Here is a 12,450-nt window from a genome sequence, read left to right as displayed (position 1 = left end):
GCGCTCATGCCGAGGTAAAAAGCAGGGGCTTGAGGACTCCCTCCGGAGAGAGGGCCAGCTCCTGCGGATTTCAATTGGCAGCTGCCTCCGGCTTTAGAAGGGAGGCAGTGGGGCAGAGATCAGCTAGGAAGCACTGCTGGCAGAGAGGCTGGCGGGCGGTGCAGATGGCTCGGCCATGCTCGATAAGGCGAAGGGACCAATTCTCCCAATCCACCTGCGGCAGCAGCTGCATGAGATCCCGCTCAATGCGCACGGGGTCCTCGTGCTCGGTAAGGCCAAGGCGGCGGCTGAGGCGCTTGACGTGGGTATCGACCGTTACGCCAGCGTTAATGCCAAAGGCATGGGCTAGTACCACGTTGGCCGTCTTGCGGGCCACTCCCGGCAGGGTGAGCAACTCCGGCATGGTGCGCGGCACCTGGCCGCCAAAGTCTGTCAAGATCTTGCGGCAGGCCTCTTGGATGTGTTTGGCCTTGTTGCGGTAGAAGCCGGTGGGCCGAATTAGAGCCTCAATCTCCTCCCGCGGGGCTGTGGCCAGAGCCTGGGCATCGGGGAAGCGGCGAAACAGCTCTGGGGTTACCTGGTTAACCCGCTCGTCAGTGCACTGGGCTGACAAAATCGTCGCCACCAGCAGTTGCAGCGGCGTCTGGTAGTGGAGAGTACACTTGGAGTTGGGGTAATGGCGCTTCAGGCGCAGCAAAATCTCCAAGGCTCTTTGGCGCAAAGCCCGCTTGCTGGTCATTGGCAACTAGCCCGACCCGGTGACAATGGCAAGAGTATCTTTGAAGATTAGGAACACTCCCAGCCCTAGGAGAAGCGCCAAGCCTGTCTGCATCACCCGCTCTTCGACCTCCTTGGGCAGCCGCTTGCCACGGATGGCTTCCAAGATCAAAAAGGCAATGTGGCCTCCATCCAAGCCAGGGAGGGGCAACAGGTTAAGGACGGCCAAGTTGATGCTAATCAAGGCAGTGAAATTCAACAAGCTGGCAACGTCATCCCGCGCTAGGTCTGCGCCAATCTTGACGATCCCCACCGGCCCGGATATCTGAGTAGCGGTGTTTTGGAAGTTCCGCAGCAGCTCCTGCAGGCCAGTGAGATTCATCGTCACCAAGCGCTGGTAGGCGTTTCCAGCTTCCGTCAGGAGCTCCCCCAGGTTTTGGGCGGGGCGCAGGTTCACCTCCTGATTGGGCGCTAGGCTAACCCCGATGGCTACTTTCTCCCCTTGCCGCTCCGGGATTACGGTAATCTCCAGCAGCGCTTCTTTTTCCCTTCGTCGCACCTGCAGGGGAACGGGTTGGTTTTCGCTACTGCGGATGAGCGTCTGAAAATCGTTGAGGGCCGCCAAGGCCGAGGCGGCATCGGCAAGGTCGCTGTAGTCGTGGTCAGCTGCCCGCAGCACCACATCTTCTGCCTGCAGGCCCGCCCGCTCTGCCGGGCTACCTGGCATTACCTGAGCAATGAGAATGCCGGGCTGGATGCGGGTAACCGAGGGGATCCCCAGCAGAGCAAACATCAGCACCAGCACCAGGTAGGCAAAGGCCAAGTTGGCCAGCACTCCGGCACTCATCACCACCAGGCGATCCGCAAGGGGGCGGTTTTTCAAGAGATTCGGGTCATCGGGGGGGTAGGGGGAGCGCTCGTCATCGTCAGGAAACCCTACGTAGCCTCCCAAGGGCAGGGCGCGAATGGCATACTCTGTTTCCTTGCCCTGGTAGCGCCACAGCACGGGGCCAAACCCCAGCGAAAAGCGGTTGACGTGGATCCCTTGCAGTTTGGCTGCTGCGAAGTGGCCCGCCTCGTGCACCAGAATGAGGAGGGCTAGGATGGCGATGGAGAGAAGAATCGGCATGTGCTGGCAACAACAGAGGAGACAGCTACCCTCGCAAGAGAGGGGAATTCAGCCCAAAGTCCTCGGGGCAGGGATCCTCAGAACACCTGCTCCACTTCTAGGATGTCGGGGATCCTCTCCCGCAACTTGCGCTCAATGCCCATCTTCAGGGTTAGGGTAGAACTGGGGCAGGCGCCACAGGCCCCCTGCAGGCGCAGCTTCACCACTGGGCCATCGATCTCCACCAGCTCTACATTGCCGCCATCAGCTTGCAGATAGGGGCGCAGCTCGTTGAGGACTTTTTCCACATTTTCGGCAGTTAGTTCTAGGGTTTGGGCCATGGTTCCTTCTAGCTTGCTCAGACCTTGATTGGTGGCGTTAAGCTTGACTAGCACTTAAGCCGGCCAGGGATCGCCCTTTTTCAGCATAGCCTCCTTTTTCTAGAGTTTGGGGAGGAGATCCGCCTTCAGCTCGGAGACTAGAATAGGGGGCAGGTTTGCCCCTTGCTGACAGCTTGCCATTCCCAGCAGGGGCACTTTCCGCGCCATGTTGGACGTTTTACTCATTGCAATCTTCATCTTAGCGGGCTCGGGCCTTGGGTTCTACGGCCTAGATCTGCTCCCCCCTGCCGCTCTTGAAGGAGCCAACGTCGAAGGGGCGCGCGTGGTTACTGGCGGCTTTGGGGCCTTGGCAGGTTTGGCGCTGGGATCCCTGGTGCGCTGGGGCTACCGCCGCTTCGAGGCCAACGTGCGCTCGCTGCCACCGGATGTGCTGATTAGCCGCTCGGTAGGATTGGTCATTGGGCTGGTGATTGCCAACTTGGCTATGGCTCCTGTCTATTTACTGCCCCTGCCCCAGGAGCTGAACAATTTTCTGGAACCCCTGGCCTCTGTCTTCTTTAGCCTCTCCTTTGCCTACTTGGGAGTGAGCTTGGCCGATACCCACGGCCCGGCGCTATTGCGCCTATTCAACCCTAACTATGCCCTACAGGCGGCAGCAGAAGGGAGTGTGGTGGCAGCCAGCCCTAAGGTTTTGGATACCAGCTCCATCATTGACGGACGCGTGGCTCAGTTGATTGAGAAGGGCTTTCTGGAGGGGACCCTAGTGGTTCCCCGCTTTGTGATTGCCGAGCTACAGGCCATCGCTGACAAGGCCGATCCCCAAAAACGGGAGCGGGGTCGGAGGGGGCTGGATACGCTGCAGGCCCTTCGCCAGGCCAACCCCAACTGCTTTGTTATCCACGAAGCCAACTACCCTGACCTAAACACCGTCGACGAGAAGCTGGTGCGCCTTGCCCAAAGTGTGGGCGGGACGCTGGTAACTACTGATTACAACCTAAAGAAGGTAGCTCTGCTGCAAGGGATCAAGGTGCTGAATGTCAACGAGCTGGCCGAGGCTTTGCGGCCTATCTACATCGCTGGCGATAGCTTCGACATCAAGATTACTCGTGAGGGCAAGGAGCCAGGCCAGGGGGTAGGCTATCTGGAAGATGGCACGATGGTGGTGGTGGAAGAGGGACAGCGGGCCGTAGGCAAAACTCGCTCGGTCGTGGTTACTGGCTCCATCCAGACCTCGGCAGGGCGAATGCTCTTTGCCCGCCTTGCCGACAGAGACTCCAACCCCACTACCTCAGCTTCCTCTGCAAAAACCTAAGTTCTGGATCCCAAGAGCTTGGTTTTTCAGGTGGGTGTGCTTCGACCGGATCTCATCCTCTACACGCAGGATCGCCAGCAGCGCTTTCAAAGCTTTTACTGGGAAGGCGCTGAGAGCTACGGCATCTACCCGCAGCAGATTGTGGCCGGACAGCAGGGATGGGAGTTGGTGAACGGGGAGGAGTACCAAGCCAAGCTCAGCCAGGTGTTTGCGGCAGGGGAGCCCCTGCAGCACGAATGCCAAGTCCTCTCGCCTCGCTACAAGCTGCATTTGCACCTTTGCCTCAACCCCGTGCGGGATACAGAGGGGGAGGTGGTAGCTGTTGCGGTGGTGGGCAGGGTGCTGGGGGCAACGCCCTTCAACTTGGCTGGAGGGACAAGCAAGACTCCTAGGTCGCCCTATTCCTTCAGTGACGGTGAGCCGCTCCAGGCGGTTACAGCTCAGCTTCTGCGCAGCATTGGCCACTCGGCAGGTATCCGCGAGCTGTGCCAGCAGACGGTAGAACAGTTGGGGCAGTTGTTTGGGGTGGATCGGTGTCTACTTGCCCTCTACGAGGTGGGACAGGATTTCCTGACGGTTAACGCCGAGTACCGCCGCTATCCGGAAACTCCCTCGCTGCTCGACCAGACGCTGCGGCTAGGAGATCACCCCCATTTGCTCCAGGCCCTTAGACAGGAAGAGCCAGTGGTAACAGAACGCCACCTAGCCGTGGCCATGTCCTACCGCAGCTATCCCAACAGCTTGCTTTGGCTAGAAGTGCTGCCCCCCAAGACAGCTCCTGCCTGGCAGACCGGCCACTTCCAGCTGCTGCAGATTATTGCCACCTACTTGGGTACTGCCATTGCCCACGCCAGGTTGCTCGAACAAAGTCGCCAACTGGCCACCCGTCTGCAACTGGCTAACCAAACCTTGCTTCAGAAAAACAAAGAGCTAGAGCTGGCCCGCGCCCAAGCAGAATCGGCCAACCAACTCAAAAGCCAATTTCTGGCCAACACCTCCCACGAGCTGCGCACCCCTTTAAACAGCATCATCGGCTTCATTAGGCTGGTACTGGATGGAATGGCCGAAAGCCGGGAAGAGGAGCTGGACTTTTTGCAGGAAGCCTACCGCTCTGCCCTGCACCTATTGTCCTTAATCAACGACGTGCTGGATATTGCCAAAATTGAAGCCGGCAAACTGGAGTTGCAGTTCCAGCCCTGCGACCTGCAAGACCTCTTCAAGGATGTGGAGGCCAAAACCAGTTTGCAGGCCAGTCAAAAGGGATTGCAGCTCAGCTTTCACCTGCCCCCCAGGGCGGAGCCCATTTTGCTCTATGGCGACTACCAACGCCTGCTGCAGGTGATGCTTAACCTAGTGGGCAATGCCATCAAGTTTACCCCCAAGGGTTCGGTAACGGTGCGAGCAGACCTCCTGCCTGGCGAGCCAGGGATGGCCCGCATTCGCGTTATCGACACCGGGATCGGCGTGTCGTTGGAAAAGCAGCAAAAGCTGTTCCAGGCCTTCACCCAGGTAGATGGCTCCACCACTCGCCAGTACGGGGGCACCGGCCTAGGCTTGGCCATCAGCCAACGCCTGGTGCAGGCAATGGGGGGGGAGATCCATTTCTACAGCTTGGGAGAGGGATTGGGCTCCACCGTTACCTTTACCGTGCCGCTCTACCGCCAGCCTCTCCCAGGGAGGGATCCCAATCTGCCCCAAGAGAAGACGCCGGTCTCACCCTGATTCTCCAGCCGACAGCCCACCCATGCCCTATCCCCGCAAGCGCTTTGGCCAGCATTGGCTCAAAGATCCTGCTGTCCACGCAGCAATTGTGGAGGCCGCCCAGTTGCCACCACCCCAAGAGGGCAGGGATCCCCCCTGGGTGCTGGAGATTGGCCCAGGTACGGGGCAGTTAACACGGCGGCTGTTGGCCCAAGGCGCCCAAGTGGTGGCAGTGGAGATCGATCGGGATCTGTGCCAGTTGCTGCGCAAGCGCTTTGCCAACGAGTCCCGCTTTCAGCTATTGGAGGGAGATTTTCTGCGCCTGCCGCTCCCGCCTCAGCCCCGCCTGCTGGTGGCCAACATCCCCTACAACCTCACTGGCCCCATTTTGGAGAAAGTTCTGGGATCCCCAGCCCAGCCGGTGAGGCAGTTTGAGCGCATCGTCTTGATGGTGCAAAAAGAGCTGGCTGAGCGCCTGCAGGCCGGCCCTGGCAGCAAAGCCTACAGCGCTTTGAGTGTGCGGGTGCGTTACCTAGCTGAGTGCGAGCTCATCTGTCGCGTGCCCCCCAGCGCCTTCCAGCCTCCTCCCCAAGTGGAGTCAGCAGTGGTTCGCCTCACTCCCCGCCCTGCCCCCACCCCCGCCCGCGATCCCCGCTGGTTCTCCCAACTGGTTTGCCAGGGCTTCTCTGCCCGCCGCAAGCAACTTGTCAACGCTCTAAGAGGGCTCGTGGATCGCGAGACCGTGGCCGCCGCTCTGGCCCAACTCCGCCTCAGCCCCACGGCGCGCGCCGAAGAGCTGGATCTGGGCGATTGGCTGGCCCTGAGCAATCTACTGCTGGAGCAGATGCCTAGGATGGCTGCCGTTTCCGGCAAGGGAAAACCGCGGTAGGGTGAGAGGGAGTTCTCACCCAGAACAACCTATGCTCAACAACCAGGGCAAACAGATCCTTGTTACTGGAGGTACCGGTGGGCTGGGGCTGGGAGTAACCCCTGTGCTCCTGGACACAGGGGCAGCGTTGACCTTGACCTACCGCCAAGAAGAGGAGCTGGCTGCTTTGCGGCAGCGCCTGCCAGCCAATAGTCTGGATCGGGTGCGCTTTGTGCAGGTGGACTTGCTGAACGAAGCGGCTGTGGCCCGGCTCATTGACGATCTGCCCCGCGTCGATGGCTTGGTGCACCTGGTGGGTGGCTTTGCCATGGGCCCCACCCACGAGTACAGCCTAGAAGCTTGGCGGCGCGACTTCGACCTCAATCTCACCACCACTTTTTTGGCCTGCAAGCACAGCCTGCGCAAGATGTGGCAACAGGGTTATGGACGAATCGTAACGATAGCCTCCCGAGGGGCAGTAGAACCGGGATCTCAGCTGGCGGCCTACTGTGCCTCCAAAGCCGGGGTAGTGGCCCTCACCCGCACCATTGCCGCCGAGACCAGAGGCACCGACATCACCGCCAACGTCATCCTGCCCAGCATTATTGACACCCCCGCCAATCGCGCCGCCATGGGATCTGAGCAGGCAGAGCTGTGGGTGAAGCCGGAGTCGATTGGGCAGGTGATTGCCTTTTTGGTCTCGGAAGCAGCCCGCGATCTCAGAGGGGCAGCGATCCCGGTGTATGGCAATGTCTAATCCAGTTGGTTGACCCAGCCACCAAGCACCTTCCATGATAGGAGATATGGGCTTATTTTTGTGCCGTTCTTTACTATGCTGAAGCAATGGTTCTCGGGTGGTTTACGTCGGCAAATTGGCCGCATTGAGGTGGCGGGAGTTATCGATAGCAAAACCCGGGAGCGGGTTCTCAAAGCCTTGAAAGAGGTGGAAGAAAAACAGATCCCTGCCCTGGTGCTGCGCATCGACAGTCCTGGCGGGACGGTGGCGGACTCGCAGGAAATCTACAGCGCCCTTGTGCGCCTGCGGGATCGAAAAGGTATCCCCATTGTGGCTAGCTTTGGCAACATCGCAGCCTCGGGGGGAGTTTACATTGCCATGGGAGCGGAAAAAATTGTCAGCAACCCTGGCACCATCACTGGCAGCATTGGTGTCATCATTCGCGGCAACAACCTTGAAAAGCTGCTAGACAAAATTGGGATCTCCTTTAAGGTAATTAAGTCCGGCCCCTACAAAGATATCCTCTCCTTCGATCGCGAGCTGACTCCCGAAGAGCGCAACATCCTCCAGGAGCTGATCGACATCACCTACAGCCAGTTCGTGCACACCGTTGCAGCGGCGCGACGGTTGAGCGTGAACGTGGTCAAAACCTTTGCCGATGGCCGCATTTTCAGTGGCGAGCAAGCGCTGCACTTGGGAGTAGTTGATCGCTTGGGAACGGAAGAAGATGCTCGCCTCTGGGCGGCTGAACTCGCAGGGCTGCCACCAGAGGCCAAGTTCTATGATCTGCTGCCCCGGCGTAGGGGGTGGGCCCGCTTCCTGCCCGTCGCAGAGGCCCTGGAACGGTTGCACTTTGAGGTCAGTACTTCTGGCTTGCCCCTGTGGCTTTACACCGGCCCTTGAAGGGCCCCTCTTAGCGGCCGCGTGAAAAGAGCCGCTGCTTACTCCTCTAGCTGCCAGGGATCTTGGGCCACCTCCTCATCGAAGATGCGAGGCGGACGTATGGCCATTAGCACTTGACCCAAGAGGGGAGAGGGGGGCAAGTCCTCGTCGATCCACTCCAGGGAGAGCCATCCCTCCCGATCCACTAGAAAAACCCCCGCTCTCCCTTCCCAGGTGCGAACGGCGCGATCGACCACTAGCAGGACGGGATCCCGCTCCTCCTCAGCGGCCACCGGCTGGTCCAAGAGGGAGCCTAGGAGTCGATTTTCCACCTGCAGGGCCACGGGATCAGCGGCCCTCTGAAGGGCTGGCCAAGCGGGCAAGGCTATCCACGTCTGTCCAGCGGCACTGCTGACCCAGCCAAAAGGCCCCTGCGGTGCAGCAGGAGGGATCCCTTCCCAAGTGGCGGTGGCTAGCGGCAGGGATCCGGCCACGGGCAACAAGCGAGGCAACTCCTCTTCCGGGCGAAATACCGACAGCCTGGGCAAGAGCTTGCGCCGGGAGCCGAGAGCCAGCGTCGTCAGGAGCTGCTCGATCTGGCGGCGGGCGGTTTCGCTGTGGACATACTGGAGAGCCCGGCCAATGGCCCGTGTCCGCTCCTGCAGATCGCGGCTTTGCTGGGCAGTCTTCCAGGCTTGATAGGCCACCGCATCGCCGGGGTGATCCGTAAACCCTTCCGGAAGCTGCTGCAGTTGGGCATAGCTTTTCACAGCCCGAGCAATCTCGTGGGCCTCCCCGGCACCTAGGTTGCGGCTGACCACCAGCTCCGCTACCCGGATGCGATCCTTGGGGGAGAGGATGCGCAGCTCGTAGAGGATGTCGCTACCTCGCTGGGCAAAGTGCTCCAAGAGGGCCGCGCTGGCGCCTGCCTTGGCCATTCCCTCGTAGACTTGGGCGGCAACAACCATCTGGTTTTGTTGGGCAGGCTCAAGCCCCGTGGCCTCAAAGATGGCCTGGGGGGTCATTTTCTGGTGCTGTAAGCTTTGGCAGGCCTTGGCCCAGTCCAACCACCCTCCCTCCCTGCGCCGCAGCTGCTCCAGCAACCCGCTGGGGGAGGGTTCAGGCAAATGCTGACTCATGGCAAAGCTTCCTCCGCAACCACTACCAGAAAGCAGGGCAAAGATCCACTGGAATCCCAAAGGGCGGCAGCTGGCCACGCCGAGGCCAGGTTAGAGTACGATTTTAAGGACTTTCCCTGGGCCAAGTTAGTCCAAGGGAATTACTCGGGCAGCATGGCCCTCCCCTGGCAACTGGTTGAAATCCAATTGCCATAGCTCAAAGCGCTGCAGCTCCCCGGCCTTGGGCACCTGCAGCCAGACCCGTCCCTTTTTTCCCACCTGCAACACTCTGGAGGCGGCGGGCACGGCCACCTGGGCCAAGGGATCCCCCCCCTTGCTGTACAGCCAGAGGGACAAGAACCCCTCCCCCTCCTGACACAGCAGCAGCACGCCCCAAGGGGCCTTGGCCATCTGGACAGGCCACCCTTTTAAAAACCAGCGGCGCAGGCGCAGCGGGTTGAGCTGGACTACGCCAAGGTGGGGGCAGCCGCCCTGTCTCTCGCCCTCGCTAGGGGCGAATAGCAGCCGTTCTCCCAAGCTGAGCACCTCCCCTCGGGGATCTAGCGGCAGGCGATAGCAAAGCGGCTGCACTCCCGTCTGCCCAACTCCTGGATAGGGCAACACGCTCATGTCCACCCATTGCCGTCCCCGCCCTACCAGCAGCACCAGCTGCTCCGAGAGGGCCAGTAAACGGGGCAGGGATCCCGTTGGCACCTGCCAAGGCCAGCGGAAGTAGCAGTGGAACTCGGGAAAAGGTTGAGCTGCAGTTGGCCCAGTTGGCAGCCATTGCACTGCCCCAATTTCCTTGGCAGTGGCCCAGATGAGCTCCTGGCGCTCCTCTAGCCAGGTGGCTTGCCACCTCTCCTCAAAACTCAGGAGGGTGCGGATGCGGGTGGGACTGAGGTGCAGAAGGCTACTTTTGGAAACAGCCAGGGCTTCTGGAAAAGTCCCCAGGAACACCACCTCCTGCAGGGGCTCGGCCAAGGGAAAACAGGCCAGCGGCGGCGCCCCCAGGGCAAGGGTCTGGAGTTCCAGCCACTCTAAGCTCTGGGGGGTAACTCGCAGCAGCAGGGGGGAACGGCAGCCGCTGGGATCCTCACAGACATAAAACTTCTGCAAGCCGCCGTTGGCTGGCAGGTCCCAAACCTGAACCCCGGGGGGGGACTGGCGCAGCAGGCGCGGGCCAACCCAACAGGCAGCTGGCTCTTGCCACTTCTGGGCAACCGCCGCCAGGGCCGAACGCATCTGCGCTGCTGTGCGGAACCGCCGCAGGGGCAGCTTGCGCAAAGCCACCTCTAGCACCTCCTGCAAAGGCGCCGGGATCCCCTCCGGACAGACAAACCGCTGGTTGAGGTGGGCGTGCATCAACTGGGGGGGAGATCCGGAAAAGGGCCGCCGGCCCGTCAACAGCTCCAGCAGGATGATTCCCACCGCATAGAGATCCGAGGCAGGGCTAAACTGACCGTAGAACCGCTCGGGAGCCATGTAGGCCGGTGAGCCGGTAGCAGCGCTCTCCCGAGGAACTGGCTGCGGCTGGCGGGCAATGCCAAAATCGGTCAACTTCAGTTGCCAGCCCTGGGGCGTGGGCTTGAGCAAAATGTTCTCGGGCTTTACATCGCAGTGAATGACTCCCTGCCCATGGGCATGGTCTAGGCCGGCCAGGATCTGATCCACAAAGCCCAAAACCAGCTTGACGGGCAGCCACAGCCCCTGCTCCACCTGGTTGATCAGCTCCCGCAGGGTACCTCCCTCGCAGTACTCCAACACCAGATAGCGCCCCTCGCGGGCATGTTCCAGGGCGTAACAGCGGGTGATGTTGGGGTGGTTTAACGTCAACAGATAGCGCAGCTCCCGCAATAGGTTAGGGGTGGGAAAGCGCTCCAGCGGCAGCTCCTTGAGAGCCACCAGCTTCCCTCCTTGGTGGGGCCGGGCGCAGAAGACTCGCCCATACTGTCCTTGTCCAGCCAAGCCTAGGATCTGGTAGCTGTCGTGGATTGACTTGGTGGTGCGGGTGCGCCGGGACACAGTCTAGCCCAAGGGGAATCGCTTTCCTTGCTTGGGGCGGGATCCACCAGCAAAAACTCTGCTGAGCTCCAAAGGCTAGGAGCCAGTTAGCTGCTTGAGCAGTTCTGCCGCGTGGGTTTCCACCTTGACCTTAGTGATAACGGCCTCGATCTTCCCCGCCGGGTCGATAACGAAGGTGGTGCGGTGGACGCCGTTGTAGACTTTGCCCATGAACTTTTTCGGGCCGTAGACCCCGTAGGCAGTGGCCACCTTAGCCCCCTCATCCACCAACAGCGGAAAGGGCAGTTGCAGCTTCTGGGCAAACTTTTGGTGGGAGCGGGCATCGTCGGGGCTCACCCCCAGGATCTGAATCCCGTGGGCTCGATAGTCGGCATAGGTGTCCCGAAAGCCGCAGGCTTCTTTGGTGCAGCCGGGAGTGTTGTCCCGTGGGTAGAAGTAGAGCACCACCCGCTGGCCCCGCAGTTGGCTGAGGCTAATCGGCCTACCCTCGGCATCCGGCAGGGTAAACTCCGGGGCAGGATCCCCAACAGCAAGGGGCATGGGCAAGATCCCTCCTTAGGTTGATTTTTTAGGAGCAGGTTTAGGAGCAAGGATCATCGTGATGTTCCGACCCTCCTTCTGGGGAGGCTGCTGCATTTCCGCCACCTCTTGTAAGTCTCTGAACAAGCGGTGCAGTAACTCTTCCCCCAGCTCGGCGTGCTGTGCCTCGCGGCCACGGAACATTACCGTAGCCTTCACCTTGTCTCCCTCCCCCAGGAACTGTTGGGCACTCCGCAGGCGCACGTGGTAGTCGTGCTCGCCGATGTTGTAACGAAACTTCACTTCCTTGATCTCGGCAGTGTGTTGTTTTTTGCGGGCCTCCCGTTCTTTTTTCTCTTTCTCAAACTTGAACTTGCCGTAGTCCATAATGCGGCAGACAGGAGGATCCGCTTTGTCACTCACCAAGACCAAGTCCAGATCCTTTTCCTCTGCTATGCGCAGCGCTTCCTGAGGACTCATGATCCCCAGCTGGGTGCCATCGGTATCGATGAGACGGATTTTGGGGAAGCGAATCCGCTCGTTGATAGCGGGCAGCTCTGCGCGCTGCTTGGGGGAAGAGGGGTCAAGTGGACGTTCGACGGACAAGTTCTCCTCTCTCTGAACGAACAACAGAATTTAGTTTACTTTGCGCCGCTGCCGGCCAATGGGCAAAAAACCCTGTTATTGGCCAGAAGGGCAGAAGCTTCTGCACTTATACTAGCCGGTATTTCCTGTTTCTTTCTAGAAGCTTTGGGCTTGCCCACGGGAAAAATACTGCTGGATTGGGGTAACAACTGCGGTAGGATAGCCAGGTGGCAGCCCTGCTGGCAAAGAGGGTGGGGCAAAGTTAGCCTTCTAGTTTACAGGGAGGGCAAAAGCGGTGCAACTGGGTTTAACGGAACGAGAACTGAAAGAGCTGGCTCAAAAGTCCGTCCAACTGATCCTCAGCCCCCGCGAAGGCGACAGCGAGGCGTTGGCCCAGTATAAGACTTCGGCAGAGTTTCGGGCGGCAGTTCACTTGGCCTGTGCAGCCATGGTGCTGGTCTTGGCGGAAAACAACGAGCGCCTCAGCCAGCAGTTGGCTGCTTTGCAGGAAAAGGGATCCAACCCCGCCAGCTAAGCC

At 60.1% G+C, this 12,450-nt stretch carries 13 protein-coding genes; 6 read left to right on the top strand and 7 right to left on the bottom strand.

From position 1 onward, the window contains the following. Positions 1-70: 70 nt before the first annotated feature. The 3 genes from nth to NW814_RS02080 form a co-directional block, all read right to left on the bottom strand. Complete coding sequence (nth, locus tag NW814_RS02090) at positions 71-739, bottom strand: endonuclease III (protein ID WP_414405029.1); 669 nt, start codon at positions 737-739, stop codon at positions 71-73. Positions 740-745: 6 nt separating this feature from the next. Beyond that, a complete protein-coding gene (gene rseP / locus NW814_RS02085; RefSeq protein WP_414405028.1) occupies positions 746-1,846 on the bottom strand; it encodes an RIP metalloprotease RseP in 1,101 nt (366 codons plus the stop codon). 77 nt (positions 1,847-1,923) lie between these two features. Further along, positions 1,924-2,166, bottom strand: a complete 243-nt coding sequence (locus NW814_RS02080; RefSeq protein WP_414396728.1) for a NifU family protein — start codon at positions 2,164-2,166, stop codon at positions 1,924-1,926. Positions 2,167-2,371: 205 nt separating this feature from the next. On the opposite strand from NW814_RS02080, the gene NW814_RS02075 reads away from it, so the two are divergent. The 5 genes from NW814_RS02075 (at position 2,372) to sppA (ending at position 7,686) form a co-directional block, all read left to right on the top strand. Further along, a complete protein-coding gene (locus NW814_RS02075) occupies positions 2,372-3,478 on the top strand; it encodes a PIN/TRAM domain-containing protein (protein ID WP_414405027.1) in 1,107 nt (368 codons plus the stop codon). A 30-nt stretch (positions 3,479-3,508) separates the two neighbouring features. Continuing rightward, positions 3,509-5,200, top strand: coding sequence for a sensor histidine kinase (locus tag NW814_RS02070; RefSeq protein WP_414405026.1), 1,692 nt, complete (start codon positions 3,509-3,511; stop codon positions 5,198-5,200). A gap of 22 nt (positions 5,201-5,222) precedes the next feature. Then, complete coding sequence (gene rsmA / locus NW814_RS02065) at positions 5,223-6,068, top strand: 16S rRNA (adenine(1518)-N(6)/adenine(1519)-N(6))-dimethyltransferase RsmA (protein ID WP_414405025.1); 846 nt, start codon at positions 5,223-5,225, stop codon at positions 6,066-6,068. A 31-nt stretch (positions 6,069-6,099) separates the two neighbouring features. Then, positions 6,100-6,804, top strand: coding sequence for a 3-oxoacyl-ACP reductase FabG (gene fabG / locus NW814_RS02060; RefSeq protein ID WP_414396123.1), 705 nt, complete (start codon positions 6,100-6,102; stop codon positions 6,802-6,804). A gap of 75 nt (positions 6,805-6,879) precedes the next feature. Beyond that, positions 6,880-7,686 (top strand): signal peptide peptidase SppA, encoded by an 807-nt coding sequence (gene sppA / locus NW814_RS02055; RefSeq protein ID WP_414405024.1) that lies wholly within the window; start codon positions 6,880-6,882, stop codon positions 7,684-7,686. Positions 7,687-7,724: 38 nt separating this feature from the next. Here sppA and raf1 read toward each other — a convergent pair whose 3' ends face one another. The 4 genes from raf1 to infC all read right to left on the bottom strand — a co-directional run bounded on the left by raf1 (position 7,725) and on the right by infC (position 11,933). Beyond that, the gene (gene raf1, locus NW814_RS02050; RefSeq protein ID WP_414405023.1) at positions 7,725-8,804 is read right to left on the bottom strand and encodes a RuBisCO accumulation factor 1; all 1,080 of its coding nucleotides are present in this window, start codon (positions 8,802-8,804) and stop codon (positions 7,725-7,727) included. A gap of 126 nt (positions 8,805-8,930) precedes the next feature. After that, positions 8,931-10,808, bottom strand: a complete 1,878-nt coding sequence (locus NW814_RS02045; protein WP_414405022.1) for a serine/threonine-protein kinase — start codon at positions 10,806-10,808, stop codon at positions 8,931-8,933. A 75-nt stretch (positions 10,809-10,883) separates the two neighbouring features. Then, positions 10,884-11,348, bottom strand: a complete 465-nt coding sequence (gene bcp, locus NW814_RS02040) for a thioredoxin-dependent thiol peroxidase (protein ID WP_414405021.1) — start codon at positions 11,346-11,348, stop codon at positions 10,884-10,886. Between the two features lie 15 nt (positions 11,349-11,363). After that, positions 11,364-11,933, bottom strand: coding sequence for a translation initiation factor IF-3 (infC, locus tag NW814_RS02035; RefSeq protein WP_414405020.1), 570 nt, complete (start codon positions 11,931-11,933; stop codon positions 11,364-11,366). 274 nt (positions 11,934-12,207) lie between these two features. Between infC and NW814_RS02030 the strand changes: the two genes are divergently transcribed. Next, positions 12,208-12,447: a hypothetical protein gene (locus NW814_RS02030; RefSeq protein ID WP_414396133.1), complete on the top strand. Its 240-nt coding sequence runs from the start codon at positions 12,208-12,210 to the stop codon at positions 12,445-12,447. Positions 12,448-12,450 lie beyond the last annotated feature (3 nt).

It is taken from the genome of Synechococcus sp. R65.1, from assembly GCF_047461755.1.
In the GTDB taxonomy this organism is placed as follows: Bacteria; Cyanobacteriota; Cyanobacteriia; order Thermostichales; family Thermostichaceae; genus Thermostichus.
This window is presented reverse-complemented; position numbering and strand designations above follow the sequence as displayed.

Excerpts from the sequence above, each read along its gene's own strand:
- NW814_RS02075 (WP_414405027.1), top strand. The coding sequence starts at position 2,372 with ATGTTGGACGTTTTACTCATTGCAATCTTCATCTTAGCGGGCTCGGGC.
- sppA (WP_414405024.1), top strand. The coding sequence starts at position 6,880 with ATGCTGAAGCAATGGTTCTCGGGTGGTTTACGTCGGCAAATTGGCCGC.
- rsmA (WP_414405025.1), top strand. The coding sequence starts at position 5,223 with ATGCCCTATCCCCGCAAGCGCTTTGGCCAGCATTGGCTCAAAGATCCT.
- NW814_RS02080 (WP_414396728.1), bottom strand. The coding sequence starts at position 2,166 with ATGGCCCAAACCCTAGAACTAACTGCCGAAAATGTGGAAAAAGTCCTC.
- nth (WP_414405029.1), bottom strand. The coding sequence starts at position 739 with ATGACCAGCAAGCGGGCTTTGCGCCAAAGAGCCTTGGAGATTTTGCTG.
- raf1 (WP_414405023.1), bottom strand. The coding sequence starts at position 8,804 with ATGAGTCAGCATTTGCCTGAACCCTCCCCCAGCGGGTTGCTGGAGCAG.
- fabG (WP_414396123.1), top strand. The coding sequence starts at position 6,100 with ATGCTCAACAACCAGGGCAAACAGATCCTTGTTACTGGAGGTACCGGT.
- rseP (WP_414405028.1), bottom strand. The coding sequence starts at position 1,846 with ATGCCGATTCTTCTCTCCATCGCCATCCTAGCCCTCCTCATTCTGGTG.
- bcp (WP_414405021.1), bottom strand. The coding sequence starts at position 11,348 with ATGCCCCTTGCTGTTGGGGATCCTGCCCCGGAGTTTACCCTGCCGGAT.